The sequence below is a fragment of the Polaribacter staleyi genome (assembly GCF_038024045.1).
In the GTDB taxonomy this organism is placed as follows: Bacteria; Bacteroidota; Bacteroidia; order Flavobacteriales; family Flavobacteriaceae; genus Polaribacter; species Polaribacter butkevichii.
Genome location: NZ_CP150665.1, coordinates 2,272,446 through 2,290,148, shown reverse-complemented (window position 1 = coordinate 2,290,148; position 17,703 = coordinate 2,272,446). Strand labels below are relative to the sequence as shown.

Below are 17,703 nucleotides of genomic sequence, written 5' to 3'. Positions count from 1 at the left end.
AAAAAAAAGTTATTTTTTGATAAAATTTCTTGTACTAAATATTTTTTAGTAAATTATTCCATTGTCATTTTTTTGGATAGTTGATACATTATAAAAAAGAAACATTATGATTAATAAAAAGGTAAACAATGTACAAGAAGCACTGCAAGGTGTTAAAAACGGAATGACTTTTATGTTGGGTGGTTTTGGTTTATGTGGTATTCCAGAAAATGCTATTGCAGCATTAGTTAAGCTAGATGTTAGAGAGGTAACTTGTATTTCTAACAATGCAGGAGTAGATGATTTTGGCCTGGGTTTATTGCTTCAAAATAAACAAATCAAAAAAATGATTTCTTCTTATGTAGGAGAAAATGATGAGTTTGAACGTCAAATGTTATCTGGCGAGTTAGAAGTAGAGTTAACTCCGCAAGGAACATTGGCAGAAAAATGTAGAGCTGCACAAGCCGGTTTTCCTGCATTTTATACACCTGCAGGTTACGGAACAGAAGTTGCACAAGGCAAAGAAACCAGAGAGTTTGATGGCAAAATGTATGTCTTAGAACCCGCTTTTAAAGCCGATTTTGCCTTTGTAAAAGCTTGGAAAGGAGATGCCGCAGGTAATTTAATTTTTAAAGGAACATCTAGAAACTTTAATCCTAATATGTGTGGAGCAGCAACCATTACCGTGGCAGAAGTAGAAGAGTTGGTAGAGGTTGGTGAATTAGACCCAAACAATATTCATATTCCAGGAATATTTGTACAACGTATTTTTCAAGGAAAAAATTACGAGAAAAGAATTGAGCAAAGAACGGTTCGTATGCGTAATTAATCAATATAGAAATTTAATAATGTAACAATGAAAAATCCAGTAGTTGACAAATCTATAGAAGTTGCATTATTAATAATTGAGTATTGTGAAATTTTATAAGTTGAAAGAAAATAGGTTATTTCTCGTCAATTATTAAAATCGGGAACAAGTATTGGAGCTAATGTTCATGAAGCTCAAAATGCAGAAAGTAAAGCAGATTTTATTCATAAAATTAAAATTGCAACAAAAGAATTAGAAGAAACAAAATATTGGTTAGTTCTTTGTGAAAGATCAAAAACATATCCTAATAATAAAAAATTAGTTGAAAAAGTTAATGAATTAGGGTTAATTTTATATAAAATTCTAAGTACTGGTATTAAATCTCGTAAACAGAATTGATACATTTTTAAATTGTTTAATTGAAACATTAAATATGTTAGATAAAATAGGCATTGCAAAAAGAATTGCGCAGGAAGTTCAAGATGGATTTTACGTAAACTTAGGTATTGGTATTCCAACTTTAGTTGCTAATTACGTTCGTGATGATATAGAGGTTGAATTTCAAAGTGAAAACGGCGTTTTAGGGATGGGCCCCTTTCCTTTTGATGGAGAAGAAGATGCAGATATTATTAATGCAGGTAAACAAACCATAACAACAATGCCTGGAGCAAGTTTTTTTGATTCTTCTATGAGTTTTGCTATGATTCGCGGTAAACATGTAGATTTAACTATTTTAGGAGCTATGGAAGTTGCAGAAAATGGTGATATTGCCAACTGGAAAATTCCGGGTAAAATGGTAAAAGGAATGGGCGGAGCCATGGATTTAGTAGCTTCTGCCGAAAATATTATTGTGGCAATGATACATACTAATAAACGCGGAGAATCTAAGATTTTAAAAAAATGCTCTTTGCCTTTAACAGGTGTTGGTTGTGTAACTAAAATTGTTACAAACCTAGCCGTTTTAGAAGTAAAAGAGAATGGTTTTCATTTATTAGAAAGAGCTCCAGGAGTTACTATTGATGAAATTAAAAAAGCAACAGAAGGTACTTTGGTGATAAATGGAGAGATTCCGGAAATGAATATTTAAGATGGCATTATTTAAAAAAATATATTGGTTAATTTATCCAATGCTTATTGGATTGTTTATGTTGATTTTTGATCTAGTTTATAAAACAGATAATTTTATTCTAAAAATAGGAGTTTGTAGTGTTATCGCCTTTATTTTATCACCAAGAAAAAAAATTATACTTACACAAACAGGAAAAATAAAACAAATTACTTGGCTCTTTTTAAAAAAGCCAATTAGTTTAGATTAGAATTTTAAAATTAATATGGATTATCTTGCCAAAAGACCAAGTTTAGTAATTTTTTTGTTTGTACTTATTTTTATTGCAATTTTAGATTTTGGCTTTAAAATAGACAATTCTATTATGCGCATTGTTATAGCAGCACCTTTGGCAGGATTTTTGTCGCCAAGAAAAAGGAAAATAAGTACACAAACAGGAGATAAAACTCAAATTACTTGGATTTTTTTAAAGAAACCAATTATTATAGATGCATAATTAAAATTAAGAATACGTTCTCTTTTAGAGGATTAAAAAATATAAATGAAGATAATATCATACAACGTAAACGGAATTAGAGCAGCCTTAAAAAAAGGATTTTTAGATTGGTTAGAAGCCGCAAACCCAGATGTAATTTGCATACAAGAAACCAAAGCGCACAAAGAACAATTAGATCTTACTGATTTTGAAAATGCAGGGTATCCGTATCATTATTGGTTTTCTGCTCAGAAAAAAGGGTATTCTTCGGTAGCCATTTTTTGTAAAGAAAAACCAAATCATATTGCATACGGAACCGGAATAGAATCGATGGATTTTGAAGGTAGAAATTTACGTGTAGATTTTGATAATGTTTCTATAATGAGTTTGTATTTACCATCCGGAACAAATTCTGAAAGGTTAAGTTTTAAGTTTAATTATATGGATGAATTTCAAGAATACATCAATACCTTAAAACAAGAGATTCCTAATTTAGTTATTTGTGGCGATTACAATATTTGTCATGAAGAAATAGATATTCACAATCCTAAAATGAAAGGAGTTTCTGGTTTTTTACCTGAAGAAAGAACTTGGATTGGTAATTTTATTAAAAGTGGATTTATAGATAGTTTTCGTTTTCTAAACCAAGAAAAACAAGAATATTCTTGGTGGAGTTACAGAGCAAATTCTAGAGCAAATAATAAAGGTTGGCGTTTAGATTACGCTATGGTTTCTGAGCCCTTAAAAGATCAAATTTCTAGAGCATATATCTTGCCAGAAGCAAAACATTCAGATCATTGTCCAATTGCTGTAGAACTTAAATTTTAAAATTAAATATGAAGCAACTAATTATATTCCTCCTAATAACTAGTTCTATTTTTTCTCAAGAGAAAAAAGACACTTTATCTTTAAATACAAAAGCAGATACTGTATTTATTGCCAAAGATTCTATAAAAGAACCTATAGATCAATCGTTTTTTTCTGATAGCGATTTAGATCTTATTGATAGTTTATTAGTAAATGAAAAATTTAACTCATTATTAGTAGATTCTCTGGCTTATGTTATCAATGATAAAGATATTGTTGGGAATACCTCTACGGTTTTAACAACAGATTTATTAAAGTTACGTCTTGCTGCATTAAACAATAAAACGCCTTTTAATTTAGCTTTTAATCCGTCTTTAGAAAATGTAATTAATAGTTATTTATTGTATCGAAAAAAATATTATCCAGCATTGTTTGCAAAAGCAAAGTATTATTTTCCAATGTTTGAGCAATATCTAGATCAATATGATATTCCTTTAGAAATGAAATATTTAGCTATTGTAGAATCTGCTTTAAGACCTAAGATAAAATCGCGTGTTGGTGCAACAGGTTTGTGGCAATTTATGTATGGTACAGGTATAGAGTTTGATTTAAAAGTAAGCTCTTATGTAGATGAGCGTCAAGACCCTGTAAAGGCAACCATTGCAGCATGTAAATATTTAAGTCAGTTATTTACTGTTTTTGGTGATTGGGATTTGGCTTTAGCAGCATACAACTCAGGACCAGGAAACGTAAGAAAAGCCATAAAACGTTCTGGAGGTTATAAAAATTATTGGAATATTAGACCCTATTTACCAAGAGAAACGGCAAGTTATGTGCCTGCTTTTTATGCAACCATGTATATTTTTGAGTATGCAGATGAACATAATATTTATTCTGATTTACCACAATTCTTTAATTTTCAAACCGATACAATTCAAATAAAAAGAACCATTAGTTTCGATCAAATTTCAGAAAAAATAGATGTTGATGAAGAAGTTTTATCAGAATTAAACCCATCTTATAAGTTAGATATTATTCCGTTTATAAAAGATAGAAAATATGCTTTAAGATTACCTAGCGATAAGATTATAAACTTTTTAGATAAAGAAAAAGAAATTTATGCTTTAGCAGACACAGATGATGCGCAAAGAGAAAAACCTTTGCCTAAATACTTTGAAATGGATCAGCGTATTCGTTATAAAGTAAAAAGTGGCGATTATTTAGGTAAGATTGCAAATAAATTTGGAGTGCGTGTAAGTGACCTTAAACGTTGGAATGGTTTAAAAACAAGCCGATTAAAAATAGGGCAAAGATTATCTGTTTATCCTAAAAAATTAGGTAGTTAACTACTATTTATAAATAAAGAAGGTTTCTTTTGATTAAACTTAAAAATGGAACAATATTTGGAGTGCTAGGTTTAAATACCTAGAACGAAATTTAAAAGCTAAACTTATGAAAAATATATTTACCCTATTTGCAATTGTACTTTTATTAACTTCTTGCGGAGGCAATGAAAAAATTACGCTACGATCATCTGTAGGTAAAGTAAACAAAGTAATGGTAGTTACCAAAGCCAGTGATTGGAATGGCGATATTGGTAAAGAAATAAGAAACTCTTTTGGCGAATTGATGGTGGGTTTACCGCAACCAGAATCTCTTTTATCTGTGTCTCAAGTGGCTCCAAATGGATTTGGAAACATGATGAAAGTGGGTAGAAATATTATGATTATTGGGGTTGGTGACGAAGAGCAATACTATGTAAAAAAGGATGTGTACGCTCAACCACAAACAATTGTTTATGTATATGCAAAAGACAGAGCAGGTGTTGTAAAAATGTTTAAAAAGCACGAAAAAGAAATCATCAAAACATTTATAGAATCTGATATTAGTATGGTTCAGCATTTATTTGCAAAACATAAATTAGATGATTCTCAATTTAAAACATTGCAAAATTTAGGAATTTCATTAACCATCAACAAGAATTTTAATACGGTAGATGATACAGGTGATTTCTTATGGTTACGTCAACATTTATCTAGCGGAATTGCAAAAACAGGAAGTAATAATATTTTAGTGTATTCTGTTCCTTTAGAAGACGAAACAAAAGTAGCAGACAGTATTGTGGCTGTTAGAAATAGAATTGGTAAAAAATACATTCCGGGTTCAGACCCAGAAACCATGCACATGATTACAGAAAAAGCATATACACCTTTTACTTTTGATGCGGTTATAGATGGCAAAAAAGCTTATGAAACTCGTGGTAAATGGGAGGTGAAAAACGATTTTATGGCGGGGCCTTTTTTAAATTATACCGTGGTTGATAAGAAAAATAATAGACTTGTTATTTTTGAAGGATTTACATATGCTCCTTCGGTAAACAAAAGAGCTTTTTTGTTTGAATTAGAGGCTATTGCTAAATCTATGAAGATTAAGTAAAAGAAATAAAAGCATAAAAAAACCGAAAGAATTTACTTTCGGTTTTTTTTATGCTTTTATTTTACTAGTAACCAATTTTGGCTCTTACTCTTTTTAAAACTCCTTTAGCAACTTCAGATGCTTTTTCTGCTCCAATTTCTAAAGCAGCATCAATTTCATGCTTGTTTTCCATAAAATGATTGTAACGTTCTCTTATAGGAGAAAATTGTTCTAAAATCAATTCGTACAAAGCTTGTTTAGCGTGTCCGTAACCATAATTACCACCTTCGTAATTAGCTCTCATTTCTGCAATTTGAGCCTCAGAAGCTAATAGTTTATACAAACCAAAAACATTATCTGTATCAGGATTTTTAGGATCTTCTAAACCTAAACTATCCGTTTTAATAGACATTATTTGTTTCCTTAATTTTTTGTCTGGTAAAAAAATATTGATAATATTATTTCTAGATTTACTCATTTTTTCTCCATCAGTTCCAGGAACTAATTTGGTGCCTTCTTTAATTTCTGCTTTTGGTGGTACCAATGTTTCGCCAACAATATGATTAAACCTATTGGCAACATCTCTTGTCATTTCTAAATGTTGCAATTGATCTTTACCTACAGGAACAATTTCTGCATCATATAATAAAATATCTGCCGCCATTAACATTGGGTATGTAAATAAACCTGCGTTTACATCACCTAACCTATCTGCTTTGTCTTTAAAACCATGTGCTAAAGTTAGCCTTTGGTACGGAAAAAAACAGCTTAAGTACCAAGTTAATTCTGTAGTTTGTGGTATATCACTTTGTCTGTAAAATAGTGTTTTATCAATATTTAAACCACAAGCAAGCCAAGTAGCAGCAACACTATAAGTGTTTTCTCTTAATAGATTTCCATCTTTAATCTGTGTTAAAGAATGCATATCTGCTATAAATATAAAAGATTCATTTTCTGGGCTATTTGCCATTTCTATGGCAGGTAAAATAGCTCCTAATAAATTTCCTAAATGTGGTGTTCCTGTACTTTGTACACCTGTTAAAATTCTTGACATTATGCTGTGTTTATTTTATTTTTAAAAAAAGGTATCTGAAACTTATCAAAAAAAATAAATAATATTTGAGTGAGATACAAAAACCGTTTCGGATAGCAAAAATAAGGTTTTGTTTAAGAAAACCAATCAAACAAAAGAATATTAGTATTTTTGTTTTTAGAGAGCTCTTTGCGGGCTCATTTTTTATTCTTTTTTAATGATAGATACTTAAAGATACTATTAAACGTTTATGAATATTGTGAAGTATATTAAAATTCCTTTTCTTTTAATTTGGCGCTTGTGGTTCTACATTTTAATGTTTACAACGGTTATATTAATGTCTCCTTTATTGTTTATTTTTACAATAAAGGAAGATTCTTATCACTTATTATGGAAACTAATTAGAATTTGGTCTAAAGTACTTATTTATGGTATGGGTTTTAGATTAGACATTCAATTAGATGAAGAAATTGAGCCTAACAAAAGTTATATGTTTTGTCCCAATCATACTTCTTTAATGGACCCGTTTGTGTTGGTTGTTTTAAGTAAAAACCCAATTGTTTTTGTGGGTAAACACGAGTTGGCTAAAATACCTGTTTTTGGTTTTTTTTACAAAAGAGCAGTTATTATGGTAGATAGAACAAACCCAGAAAGTAGGCGAAGGGTGTATAGAATGGCTAAAAAAAGACTGCAAAACGGAGTAAGTATGGCTATTTTTCCGGAAGGATTAGTACCTGAGGAAGAGGTAGTTTTAGCACCTTTTAAAAAAGGAGCTTTTAGTTTGGCAATAGAATTTGAGATGCCAATTGTGCCTCAGGTTTATTACGATTGCAAACGTTTTTTTTCTTGGGATGTTTTTAAAGGAGGTATCGGAACAATTAGAGTACATCAACATCCGTTTATTTCAACAACGGGATTGTCTATACGTGATATGAATACTTTAAAAGATAAAACATTTGATATTATTTACAATGATTTGGTAAATGATAAAAAATATATGAAGGACACAAATAGCAAAAAATGAGTGAAAAATTAAATCATGGATATTCTGAGACCGAAGAACGATTAAATGTTTGGTCTCATGGTTTAGGTTTGTTTGCAAGTATTTTGGTTTTTCCTTTTTTAATTATAAAAGCGAGTACATATGCTAACTTTTGGAATATTACTAGTTTTGTAATTTATGGGTTGAGTTTAATAATCTTGTACGCAGCTTCTACGTTTTATCACGCAGCAAAAAATCCGAAGAAAAGAAGACGGTTAAATATTTTTGACCATGCAGCTATTTATGTGCTAATTGCGGGTAGTTATACTCCTTTTTGTTTGGTTGCTTTACACTCTAATTTAGGTTGGTATATGTTTATTGCTGTTTGGGTTTTTGCTTTAACAGGTGTTATTTTAAAGTTGTTTTTTACAGGAAGGTTTGATAAACTTTCTACAGCAATGTATCTTTTAATGGGGTGGCAAGTGGTGTTTTTTATAAAACCTTTAATGGGGGCGTTAACCAGTTTTGGTTTTAATTTATTAATTGCAGGAGGTGTTTTTTATACAATAGGCGCCATTTTATATTCTATTAAGAAAATGCCTTACAACCATGCTATTTTTCATGTGTTTGTATTATTGGGCAGCTTAAGTCATTTTTTGGCAATCTATTATTTGTAAATTTTTATGCCCAATCTTTAAAAGGGTTTTTGCTAATACTAGAATTATAGTATTTTACATTACCAGTTACTTCTTTGTCTAGCCAATTTGGTTTGGTAAATTCTTCAGATTCAGAATTTAATTCTACTTCTGCAACCACTAAACCTTTGTTATCACCATAAAATTCATCAACCTCAAAAGTATGCGGGCCAACTTTTACCAAATACCTGGTTTTATCAATAATACTTGGTTCGCACAATAAAAGTAAATTTTCTGCTTCGTTTTTGTCAATTTCTTTTTCCCACTCAAAACGTGTTGTGCCAGAAATATTAGATTGTCCTTTAATTGTTATATAAGCTTTATCGTCGGCAATTCTAATGCGTACTGTTCTGCTTTTATCAGAATTTAAATAGCCTTGTTTAATGCTTTTTTGTGCGTAACTATCACTTTTAAAATCATCGTTTTTTACTAAAAATTTTCTTTCTATTTCTACACTCATACATTCTAATTATTAGTTCTTTAAAGTAAGCTTTAGCAATTAAATAAGTTATTTTTTATTGTTATAAACTCCAAATACAAAATCAGATTGATTTGTTTTTAAATAAGCATCTTCTAAGGTGAATAGCTCTTTTAAAACTTTTTCTTTTTCTGAGTCTAGATCAAAAAAATGATGAGAAATATCTCTTAATGCACTCATCAATAAGTTTCCACCGTACGGTTTTTCTACAGTGATATTATAGTGTTTGTGTATGGCCGGAAGAATGCTTTGAGAATCGATACATTCTGATGGATCTGCCATTATCATTCTAAGCACACCAACACCTCTGTATTTGTTTTTATGTAGTTTACTTTTAAACCGTGTTCTAAATTTTTTAGGAATTAAATTTAAAGCTTCATTAATTGCTTTTATTTGGTTTTTAGTAAATTGATGCCTTGTGGCACCTACAAACTCATTTATTATTAAAAAACCATTAGGCTTTAAGGCTGTTTTTATTCTACCAGACAATAGCGATTCTATTTTATCGAAATGATGTAAAGACGATTTAAAGAATACAATATCAAAATCATTTTCTTTAAACTCAAAATCGTCAATATTTTTAGCAACAAACGTAATATTTTTTACATTGTTTTTTGCTGCTTTTTTTGCTGCAATTTCTAATAGATTATCAGCAATATCTATGCAAACAACTTCTTTAAAAATGGAGTTATTTTTAGCCAATTCAATTTCTGGATTGCAAACTCCAGAACCAAGAGAAAGCAATCTTAAGTTCGTTTTTTCCTTTAATACATCTTCTAATATATAATCGATGTAATCTTTATTTTGATCACCAGAAATTAATAAATTCCATCTTTCTCTTATTTTGGGAATAGACCAAAAGTTAGAAGAAACAAAAGAAGTATTATCAAAAGCACTTTTAGTTCTATTTTCTTTATTAAACGTAAATTTTGAAAAGAAAAATTTATGGCCTCTTTGTACTGCTTTAAAGTATGTGTCTATAAAGTCATCTAAAGTAATTATTTTCATTTTTTTTTTGATGTAATATGCTTTTTTTAGAACTTTAGAAGGCCAATTTTTTATTAAGAATATACTAATTATTACAAAAGTACTTTTTTTTATTAAAAGGAAATGTAAAAAGAATTCTTTCTCTAGTTTTTAGATTTCTATTAAAAAAGAGTAGGTTTAAAAATAAAATTAAACATGTACTAATAGTGGCATGTTTACGTTTTATGATAAAAAAGAAATATCTTTGAAATATCAAATTAAAACAATGAGAAAACTCTTTTCACTCTATATTTTATTTTTTACAGTATTCTATTCTGCACAAACAGATTATAGCGATTCTTGGGAAGACTTTTATTCTTATAACAATGTAAAAGATTTTGTTAAGGTAGACGATGTTATTTATGCCTTGGCAGATAATGCTGTTTTTACCTATGATATAGTGTCAGAGGAACTTAACAAGTTGTCTTCTGTACAAGGTTTGTCTGGAGAAACAACAAGTTCCATTCATTATAGCAGTGCCTTTAAAAGGCTTGTAATTGGTTATGAGAATGGATTGGTAGAGGTTGTAGATAATGACGGGCAAATAACGATTTCATCGGATATTGTAAGTTTTAATCAATTTGGAGAAAAAAGTATAAATGATATTACAGAATTTAATAACAATTTATACTTGTCAACCCCTTTTGGTATAGTGGTTTATGATATTGATAAATTAGAATTTGGAGACACTTATTTTATTGGTAATGGCTCTAGCTCTTTATTAGTGCACCAAACAGAAGTTTTTAATGGGTTTATTTACGCAGCTACAGACAGAGGAATTTATAAGGCAGATGTAACCAGTAATTTATTGATTGATTTTAACAATTGGCAAGAACAGTTTTCTGGTAGAGACTTTACCCAAATTACATTGTTAAGCAATCAATTATACGTAGTAGAAAATTATTTAGTAGGTAGCCAAAAAAACACCACATTATTTGGTTTAAATGGAAGTGTGTTAACTCCAAAACAAACATTTGCCGGTGATATTATTTCAACCATAAAAGCATCGGAAGCTAATTTATCTTTAACCTTAAATAATACGGCTATTATTTTAGATTTAACAATGAATGAAATCTTTAGGGTTACTGCAAATACAGATACTAACTTTACCTTAAATGCATCCTATTTTGAAAATGATACCGTTTTTTTAGGAACCAAAGAGTTTGGTATTTTAAATACAACTTCTGGTCAATTAAGAAGTTTTAAAGAAATTCATCCAGAAGGGCCGTTGTTTAATGATGTCTTTTCTATAGCTGCTAGCAATGATAATGTTTGGGTAGTTTATGGAGGGTATAGCAGTGTTTATGGTCCAATTCAAAATAAAAAAGGATTTAGTCATTTTAATGGAGAAAATTGGATAAACACTAAATTTAATTCTAACTTTCCTGTAACAGATTTAAACCATGTTTCGATAGATTCTAATGCAGATAACAGAGTGTTTATTAGTTCTTTTGGTGATACCAATGATGTTAATAGTGTTTCAACAGGTGGTTTGTTAGTGGTGGAAAACGATGAAATTAAAACCTTTTATAATCAATTAAATAGCCCTTTAGAAGATATTTACGCAACAGATCCTAGTAAAGTTACCATAAGGGTTAGTACATCCGTTTTTGATGCTCAAGGAAATTTATGGGTAACAAATATTGGTTTAGGTAACGAATTAAAGAAGCTCTCTACAACTGGTGAATGGTCTAGTTATGATATGAGGTCTGTAGAAACAAGCGAAAAGTTTGGTTTAAGTGAGATTGCCGTGGATAGAAATAATAGTCTTTGGTATGGCTCTAGAGGAAATGGTGTGTACGTGTTTAATGAAAACGGAAATAGAAAGAAAGCATTAATTGCAACACCAAATTTAGGAAACCTGCCAGATGTAAATGTAAGAACAGTTGCTATTGATGGTAATAATAGAGTTTGGTTGGGTACTAAGTCTGGCTTGGTAGTGTATAATAATGCATCAGGGATTTTTGATGATGCAACTCCAAATGCAAATGCAGTAGTTATTAATGGAAATGATGAAGGTTTTGGAGAAAGACTTTTAGGAGATCAAACCATTAATTCTATTGTAGTGGATGGTGCAGAAAATAAGTGGTTTGGTACAGATAATGGAGGAGTTATCTATACAAATTCTAACGGACAAACAACATTGGCCAATTTTAGCATGCAAAACTCGCCATTACCCTCTAATAAAATTGTGAAAATAGCGGTAGATAATAGTACCGGAAAAGTATATTTTGCCACCAACAAAGGTATTGTAGTTTACAATAGTAAAGTTGCCCCTTTTGGCGATGTTTTAGGGGCTGTTTATGCGTATCCAAACCCTGCGTTAAAAAATCATGAAACAGTTACAATTGATGGTAGAAACGGAACACATTTACCCAAAGGAACAAACGTAAAAATAATAGATGTTGCAGGCAATTTAGTGTATGAATCTAATGTTGTAGAAGGACAAGAATTACAAGGAGGAAAAGTGGTTTGGGATAAAAAAAATCTTGCAGGTACCAAAGTTGCTTCTGGTATTTATATTGTTTTACTTTCTAATGATGATGCTTCTGAAACAGCGGTTACAAAAATTGCAATTGTAAATTAAAATGGCAGTTGTAACAACTAAAGCAATTATTTTAAGCTCTTTAAAATATGGCGATTCTAGTTTAATAGTAAAATGTTATACGGAAGAAGAAGGTGTAAAATCGTATTTAATTAGAGGAATTTTAAAAGCAAAAAAAGGTGGGCTAAAAGCGGCTTATTTTCAACCTCTAACACAGTTAATTATTGTTGCAAGCCATAACAATAAAGGAAATTTAAACTCTATTAAAGAGGTTCAAATTTCTAATCCATATCAAACCATTTATAAAGATATTGTAAAACAATCTGTAGTTATGTTTTTATCTGAAGTTTTATCTTATGCGATAAAAGAAGAAGAAAAAAATGAAGAACTTTTTGAGTATTTAGAATCTGGACTTATCTGGTTAGATCTACATGATAAAATTTCAAATTTTCACTTGTTATTTTTATTGAATTTAACTCGTTTTTTAGGCTTTTATCCAGACTTGTCTGAAAGTGATAAATTAGGGTTTGATTTGGTTGAAGGAAATTTTACAGATTTAACTCCATATAAAAATATTATTTCAGGAAACAGTTATTATCAATTTAAAAAGCTGTTAGACATCAATTTTGATGCAATAGAAAACGTGTCTTTTGGTAAACAAGAAAGACAAATAGTATTAAAAATAATAATTCAATATTTCGAGTTGCATTTAGATGGTTTTAGGAAACCGAAATCATTACAAATTTTAGAAACCGTTTTTAGTTAATTATTTAAGTTTCTTCTTTTTTCCTTCTTCGGTAAAATGATCGTTTAATGCTCTTTCTGTTTTTATAACACTTACTAAAACAGATAAAAGCACCAGAACCATTGGTTGCCAAGTTAATTCTTTGGTAGCAAAATTAGCAAAAACCAAACCGCCTAGAAAAGAAATTCCTGCGTAAATAACCAAGTTTTTATTAAATATGCTATTTGCAAAATCCCAAATTTGTTGGTTTAGCGTTGCTTTAGGAGTTCTGTAACCGTACCAATTATTTATTTTTTTTGGTGGAAATTTCCAAAAAATAATACTCAATATAAAAAGTAATCCGTTTGTGGTTAAAATATAAATAATAGGACTCATTTGTTATAATTTTTTAATTTTGCTTACTGCTTACTGCTTACTGCTTACTGCTTACTGCTTACTGCTTACTGCTTACTGCTTACTGCTTACTGCTTACTTTTTAATCGGTCTTAATAGGCCTTCTTGTGTTACAGAAGCTATTAATTTACCATCTCTTGTAAATATATTTCCTTTAGATAAGCCTCTTGCTCCAAAAGCATTAGGAGATTCTACTGTATATAACATCCAATCATCAAAGTCAAAATCTCTAAAAAACCACATAGAATGATCTAAACTAGCAGTTTGAGTGTTTCCAAAATTATGATTACTTGCATTGGGGTTAAAGGCAGGATTTAGTATGTTATAATCAGAAATATAAGTAAGAATTTCTTGTTTTGTTCTAAAATCTAAATCTTGTTTTTCTCCTTTTAAACGAAACCAAACTTGTTCTGTTGGTGGTAAATCTTCGGGTTGTAAAGGATTGGGGATTCTTACGGGTTTAAACTCTATGGGTCTTTCTATACTTAAAAAATATTTCATAGATTTTGGTAAAAAATCACCAAACTTTTCTAATATATTGTCCCAACTTAACAACTTTTCGGGTTGTTTTATTGTTGCATCAAAAGCTACCTGATGCTCAAAGCCTTCTTCTTTTTTATGAAATGAAGCGGCTAGAATAAAGATTGTTTTATCATTCTGACTAGCTGTAACTCTTCTTGTAGAAAAACTACCTCCGTTTCTAACTTCTTTTACAAGGTAATTTATAGGAATTGTTAAATCTCCTGCTTCTAAAAAATAAGAATGTAAAGAGTGTAAAATTCTATCTTGTGGTATTGTTTTATAGGCAGCATTTACTGCTTGTGCTAATACTTGTCCGCCAAAAACATGTGGACTTCCAATGGTTACACTGTTTCCACTAAAATTATGATTTCCTAAATCTTTTAAGTTTAACAGGGCAATTAATTCTTTAGTGTTTTTCATGCTTCGTTTCTACAGTTTAAAAGGAAATTTTTGTTGAAATGGAGTTGGTTGAACTCTTTGCAAAAATAACTTTAAAATTTTGTTTTTTATAGTTTTCTTGTGACGAAGATACATGGTTAAATCTTGAGGAACTGCACCTACAGAACTTTTTATCTCGCTAGCAGTTCTACCGAAGTTTAAATTTTTTAGTTTTTTACTGATGGCAATTTCTATATAATTATATAGCATTCGTTGATAAATAGCATGTTCTCTATTTAGCTGATAATCGATACCTACAAAATGTGCATCTAAAGAATCTTTATTGATGATGCCAGAGATAAAACCTACTACTTTATCTTCTAGATGATAAGATTTTAGAATATAATTTTCTCCGAATTTTTCTTTTAAATCTCTGTATGTTTCTAAGTTGAAAATACCTAAATTAAAACCAGCATTTAAAGCCACTTTTTCATATAAAGCAGTCATTTTAGGTAACACTTCATCGATGTTTTCTAAAGTAACTTCTTTAATTTTAATTTTTGCGCTTTGCTTAAAAGCTTTTTTAGCTTTTACTCTAAACTTGGTTTTCATGGCAGCTAAGTAATCATCAAAATTCTGCCAATTTTCATCAATTTCTAGTTTCATGTTTGGTTCTACAGAAAACGGATGATAGCTATAGTCTGTTAGTTCATCAGAAATAAATAGAGACTCTTTTGTAAAGTCTTTCAGTAAGAAAGCATCAATTTGTTTTTTTAGTTTTTTATCAGAATTTACAAAATGATTAATGCTTTCTGCCAATTCTTTTATGATGGCTTTTTTATCTTGATTTTCCTTTATAAAAACACCATGTTCTCCACTTACAAAAGTGTTGCCGCAAATTAAGAGTTTTAAGGGGTTTTTATCTGGAAATACATGTAGTTTTCTACCAATGGTTTTTAAAAGTTCAAAATCATTTTTAATTGAGTTTAGTTCAAAATCAATAATTTTTAAGCTAGCAAAAGCAGTTGGTTCTTTTTTATGATTCACTAAAACAATATAAGAAAAGGTTATTTCTTGATGGTTTTTTTCTAATGATTTTAAAAAATCAGGATGAAAGTAATAATTTTGGGTACAATCTAAAGCTTCCCAAATCTGGAAAGGAATTTCATCTATAGAAGAGAAAAATAATGCAGTATTTGTATTTGTACAACAAATCAAATTAATTCATGTAGTGTTTTAGGTTTTCTGGCCCTTCTAAAAGGGTTCTTTTTATTTGCAAAGTTCCGTTTTTTAAAGTTATAATATGCCATTTTATAAGGCAGATTTCATTGTTTTCAATTTCTATACCTGTAATAGATCTAGGGTGTACACAGCTACCATCATTAAAAAAAGGAATTTCATTTTTATTAGGAAAACGTGGTCTGTGTGTATGACCAGTAATCATCATTTGATTATTGTTTTTTTGAATCCATTTTTCTAATTTTTGTTCAACTTTAATACGTTCTTTAAAATTCTGAGCAGGACTTGTTGGGTCTGAAAAACCTAAAATTTGTAAAGGTTTCCAAAGTACTTTTACCAAGAAGCTACTAAATCGCCAAAAAACATAATTAAACCAATCTGCTTGATGACCATGTAGTAGAAAAATCTTGTTCCCCGAATTTTCATCTTCTAAAACAATTGCTTCAGAAAACGTTGCACCTATTAGTAGCTCTTTCTTAGTACTTGTTACAGAGTCGTAATAATAATGTAGGTTCTTACGAATTGCAGTAGGGTTTTTATATTTCATGTCGTGATTTCCCCAAATAAAATGCAATCGGTTCTTATCATGAAATTTTTTAAGCCATAAGTAAACGTGTTTATTGGCTTTAAAGATCTTAGAAAAGTTTCTGTTTTCCCATAACTCATCACCATCACCCAATTCTATATATGTAAAATTGTTGTTGTAATAATATTCTAAAGCATGTTTAAACATGTTTCGGTTGTGTGCAAAATCATCTGCAAAACTATTGTCTCCTCTATGAGAATCGCTAAAAAGCACAAATTTAGAATCTGTGTTAAAACATATTCTTTTCGCATTTTTAAATGCACGAGAAATTCTAAAATTAGAAGACATCTTTATTTCTTTTTAATGATATAAAGATGCTAAAAAAAAGTGGTTTTATAAGTTTTACTTTACAGTGGTAGTTTTTTGTTTTTTTTATATTTTCTTCCGTACCACAATAATACGCCAGTTACAGGTAGTGTAGCGGTAAGTAAACTTATAATAAATGCAATGATTTTTCCAACGATTCCTCCAATAGCGCCAATATGAATGTCGTAATTCATTCTTAATATTTTATCTGGTATTGTGGCATTTTCATATTTACCGTAAAGAGCTTCTGTTTCTATTTCTTTTAAGGAATTCTGGTCGAAAAAACGAAAATCTGAATCATAAAATAAGCCCTTACTTTTAGAAACCTCTACATAAATACTATGTGCTGCACTTTCTGGGTAATGTAACTCAAAACCATCCGCTTGCGGATTTTCTTTTTGCAACCTAGGTATTAATAGGTCTATTGGTTTTGTATTACTTGCTATTGCAATTGAATCTTTATTCATAGGGATTTCAAAGAAGACTGTTCTTTCTCCTCCGGTAGATTTATAAACTACATATTTAAGCCAGTCGTAAGACATAAGAGAGCCAGTAAATGCAATTATAAAAGCTAAAGAACAAATGTAAAAACCAGTTACTGTATGTAAGTCGAAATTTTTACGTTTCCACTTTGTAGTTTTTTTCCAATCGAATTTTAAACGTTGTTTTAGGTTTTTCCTCTTTTTTGGAATCCATAAAATAAAACCAGAAATAATAATTAAAAGAAAGATTAAAATAGATGCACCAACAACTTGTTCTCCAATTTTTTTTGGTAACCAAACACGCATGTGCCCTTTTAAGATAAAAGCAAAAAAACCAGTTAAATGATTATCAACTTGAATAACCTTTCCAGAATAAGGGTTTAGAAATACACTTTGATAAAATTCTGGTTCTGCGTCATAAAAAATAACTTCTACAGCGTCATTTTGTTGCTTAAAAAGGGTTCCGTGAACGGTATTTGTAGGAAATAGTACTTGTGCAATTTCTTTTGCTTCTGTAACTGTAATTATTGTGCCCTTTTGAGGAGAAACTGTTTTGTAATCATCATACAAACTTTTAATTTCTTCTCTAAAAGTCCAACAACAACCTGTAATTGCAACAATAAATACAACAATACCGGTAACTAAACCTAATATTTTATGAAGCTGAAAAATTATTTTTTTTGTTTTCATCTTATATAACTATCTATAACCTCAAAAGAGCATCACGCTAATGATGCTCTTAA

The 17,703-nt window shown here is 29.9% G+C and carries 20 protein-coding genes; 12 read left to right on the top strand and 8 right to left on the bottom strand.

Annotated elements, in window-relative coordinates; genetic code table 11:
- The first annotated feature begins 106 nt into the window (after positions 1-106).
- The 8 genes from WHD07_RS09755 to WHD07_RS09720 all read left to right on the top strand — a co-directional run bounded on the left by WHD07_RS09755 (position 107) and on the right by WHD07_RS09720 (position 5,571).
- Complete coding sequence (locus WHD07_RS09755) at positions 107-808, top strand: CoA transferase subunit A (protein ID WP_343328242.1); 702 nt, start codon at positions 107-109, stop codon at positions 806-808.
- A gap of 117 nt (positions 809-925) precedes the next feature.
- Entirely contained in the window at positions 926-1,186 is a 261-nt protein-coding gene (locus WHD07_RS09750; RefSeq protein ID WP_343330997.1) for a four helix bundle protein, read from the top strand.
- 34 nt (positions 1,187-1,220) lie between these two features.
- Positions 1,221-1,874, top strand: coding sequence for a 3-oxoacid CoA-transferase subunit B (locus tag WHD07_RS09745; RefSeq protein WP_343328241.1), 654 nt, complete (start codon positions 1,221-1,223; stop codon positions 1,872-1,874).
- A gap of 1 nt (position 1,875) precedes the next feature.
- Positions 1,876-2,103 (top strand): hypothetical protein, encoded by a 228-nt coding sequence (locus WHD07_RS09740; RefSeq protein ID WP_105049958.1) that lies wholly within the window; start codon positions 1,876-1,878, stop codon positions 2,101-2,103.
- A gap of 15 nt (positions 2,104-2,118) precedes the next feature.
- Positions 2,119-2,349, top strand: coding sequence for a hypothetical protein (locus WHD07_RS09735; protein ID WP_343328240.1), 231 nt, complete (start codon positions 2,119-2,121; stop codon positions 2,347-2,349).
- A 45-nt stretch (positions 2,350-2,394) separates the two neighbouring features.
- A complete protein-coding gene (locus WHD07_RS09730; RefSeq protein ID WP_105049960.1) occupies positions 2,395-3,156 on the top strand; it encodes an exodeoxyribonuclease III in 762 nt (253 codons plus the stop codon).
- An 8-nt stretch (positions 3,157-3,164) separates the two neighbouring features.
- Positions 3,165-4,481 (top strand): lytic transglycosylase domain-containing protein, encoded by a 1,317-nt coding sequence (locus WHD07_RS09725; protein WP_105049961.1) that lies wholly within the window; start codon positions 3,165-3,167, stop codon positions 4,479-4,481.
- A 106-nt stretch (positions 4,482-4,587) separates the two neighbouring features.
- A complete protein-coding gene (locus WHD07_RS09720) occupies positions 4,588-5,571 on the top strand; it encodes a DUF4837 family protein (RefSeq protein WP_105049962.1) in 984 nt (327 codons plus the stop codon).
- Between the two features lie 64 nt (positions 5,572-5,635).
- On the opposite strand, the gene trpS is transcribed toward WHD07_RS09720, so the two are convergent.
- On the bottom strand, positions 5,636-6,604 hold the full coding sequence (gene trpS, locus WHD07_RS09715) for a tryptophan--tRNA ligase (RefSeq protein WP_343328239.1): 969 nt from the start codon (positions 6,602-6,604) through the stop codon (positions 5,636-5,638).
- A gap of 238 nt (positions 6,605-6,842) precedes the next feature.
- Between trpS and WHD07_RS09710 the strand changes: the two genes are divergently transcribed.
- Entirely contained in the window at positions 6,843-7,607 is a 765-nt protein-coding gene (locus WHD07_RS09710) for a lysophospholipid acyltransferase family protein (protein ID WP_343328238.1), read from the top strand.
- Positions 7,604-8,242 (top strand): PAQR family membrane homeostasis protein TrhA, encoded by a 639-nt coding sequence (trhA, locus tag WHD07_RS09705; protein ID WP_343328237.1) that lies wholly within the window; start codon positions 7,604-7,606, stop codon positions 8,240-8,242. The genes WHD07_RS09710 and trhA overlap by 4 nt, the downstream gene beginning before the upstream one ends.
- 4 nt (positions 8,243-8,246) lie before the next feature.
- Here trhA and WHD07_RS09700 read toward each other — a convergent pair whose 3' ends face one another.
- Positions 8,247-8,720 carry a CYTH domain-containing protein gene (locus tag WHD07_RS09700; protein ID WP_343328236.1) on the bottom strand — a complete coding sequence of 158 codons (474 nt, stop codon included), beginning with the start codon at positions 8,718-8,720 and terminating at the stop codon, positions 8,247-8,249.
- A gap of 48 nt (positions 8,721-8,768) precedes the next feature.
- Positions 8,769-9,746, bottom strand: coding sequence for a class I SAM-dependent methyltransferase (locus WHD07_RS09695; RefSeq protein WP_343328235.1), 978 nt, complete (start codon positions 9,744-9,746; stop codon positions 8,769-8,771).
- 244 nt (positions 9,747-9,990) lie between these two features.
- Here WHD07_RS09695 and WHD07_RS09690 point away from each other — a divergent pair, with 244 nt between their 5' ends.
- Together WHD07_RS09690 and recO are read left to right on the top strand one after the other, a co-directional pair.
- Positions 9,991-12,351 (top strand): hypothetical protein, encoded by a 2,361-nt coding sequence (locus tag WHD07_RS09690; protein WP_343328234.1) that lies wholly within the window; start codon positions 9,991-9,993, stop codon positions 12,349-12,351.
- A gap of 1 nt (position 12,352) precedes the next feature.
- A complete protein-coding gene (recO, locus tag WHD07_RS09685) occupies positions 12,353-13,075 on the top strand; it encodes a DNA repair protein RecO (protein WP_158840297.1) in 723 nt (240 codons plus the stop codon).
- On the opposite strand, the gene WHD07_RS09680 is transcribed toward recO, so the two are convergent.
- From WHD07_RS09680 to WHD07_RS09660, 5 genes are all read right to left on the bottom strand, one after another.
- Positions 13,076-13,429 carry an SdpI family protein gene (locus WHD07_RS09680; protein WP_343328233.1) on the bottom strand — a complete coding sequence of 118 codons (354 nt, stop codon included), beginning with the start codon at positions 13,427-13,429 and terminating at the stop codon, positions 13,076-13,078.
- Between the two features lie 93 nt (positions 13,430-13,522).
- The gene (locus WHD07_RS09675) at positions 13,523-14,389 is read right to left on the bottom strand and encodes an acyl-CoA thioesterase (RefSeq protein WP_105049969.1); all 867 of its coding nucleotides are present in this window, start codon (positions 14,387-14,389) and stop codon (positions 13,523-13,525) included.
- Positions 14,390-14,398: 9 nt separating this feature from the next.
- Positions 14,399-15,565 (bottom strand): peptidogalycan biosysnthesis protein, encoded by a 1,167-nt coding sequence (locus tag WHD07_RS09670; RefSeq protein WP_343328232.1) that lies wholly within the window; start codon positions 15,563-15,565, stop codon positions 14,399-14,401.
- Position 15,566: 1 nt separating this feature from the next.
- Entirely contained in the window at positions 15,567-16,460 is an 894-nt protein-coding gene (locus WHD07_RS09665) for a metallophosphoesterase family protein (RefSeq protein ID WP_343328231.1), read from the bottom strand.
- A gap of 59 nt (positions 16,461-16,519) precedes the next feature.
- Positions 16,520-17,650: a PepSY-associated TM helix domain-containing protein gene (locus WHD07_RS09660; protein WP_343328230.1), complete on the bottom strand. Its 1,131-nt coding sequence runs from the start codon at positions 17,648-17,650 to the stop codon at positions 16,520-16,522.
- Between the last annotated feature and the right edge of the window lie 53 nt (positions 17,651-17,703).

Excerpts from the sequence above, each read along its gene's own strand:
- WHD07_RS09755 (WP_343328242.1), top strand. The coding sequence starts at position 107 with ATGATTAATAAAAAGGTAAACAATGTACAAGAAGCACTGCAAGGTGTT.
- WHD07_RS09745 (WP_343328241.1), top strand. The coding sequence starts at position 1,221 with ATGTTAGATAAAATAGGCATTGCAAAAAGAATTGCGCAGGAAGTTCAA.
- WHD07_RS09740 (WP_105049958.1), top strand. The coding sequence starts at position 1,876 with ATGGCATTATTTAAAAAAATATATTGGTTAATTTATCCAATGCTTATT.
- WHD07_RS09735 (WP_343328240.1), top strand. The coding sequence starts at position 2,119 with ATGGATTATCTTGCCAAAAGACCAAGTTTAGTAATTTTTTTGTTTGTA.
- WHD07_RS09730 (WP_105049960.1), top strand. The coding sequence starts at position 2,395 with ATGAAGATAATATCATACAACGTAAACGGAATTAGAGCAGCCTTAAAA.
- WHD07_RS09725 (WP_105049961.1), top strand. The coding sequence starts at position 3,165 with ATGAAGCAACTAATTATATTCCTCCTAATAACTAGTTCTATTTTTTCT.
- WHD07_RS09720 (WP_105049962.1), top strand. The coding sequence starts at position 4,588 with ATGAAAAATATATTTACCCTATTTGCAATTGTACTTTTATTAACTTCT.
- trpS (WP_343328239.1), bottom strand. The coding sequence starts at position 6,604 with ATGTCAAGAATTTTAACAGGTGTACAAAGTACAGGAACACCACATTTA.
- trhA (WP_343328237.1), top strand. The coding sequence starts at position 7,604 with ATGAGTGAAAAATTAAATCATGGATATTCTGAGACCGAAGAACGATTA.
- WHD07_RS09700 (WP_343328236.1), bottom strand. The coding sequence starts at position 8,720 with ATGAGTGTAGAAATAGAAAGAAAATTTTTAGTAAAAAACGATGATTTT.
- WHD07_RS09695 (WP_343328235.1), bottom strand. The coding sequence starts at position 9,746 with ATGAAAATAATTACTTTAGATGACTTTATAGACACATACTTTAAAGCA.
- WHD07_RS09690 (WP_343328234.1), top strand. The coding sequence starts at position 9,991 with ATGAGAAAACTCTTTTCACTCTATATTTTATTTTTTACAGTATTCTAT.
- recO (WP_158840297.1), top strand. The coding sequence starts at position 12,353 with ATGGCAGTTGTAACAACTAAAGCAATTATTTTAAGCTCTTTAAAATAT.
- WHD07_RS09680 (WP_343328233.1), bottom strand. The coding sequence starts at position 13,429 with ATGAGTCCTATTATTTATATTTTAACCACAAACGGATTACTTTTTATA.
- WHD07_RS09675 (WP_105049969.1), bottom strand. The coding sequence starts at position 14,389 with ATGAAAAACACTAAAGAATTAATTGCCCTGTTAAACTTAAAAGATTTA.
- WHD07_RS09665 (WP_343328231.1), bottom strand. The coding sequence starts at position 16,460 with ATGTCTTCTAATTTTAGAATTTCTCGTGCATTTAAAAATGCGAAAAGA.
- WHD07_RS09660 (WP_343328230.1), bottom strand. The coding sequence starts at position 17,650 with ATGAAAACAAAAAAAATAATTTTTCAGCTTCATAAAATATTAGGTTTA.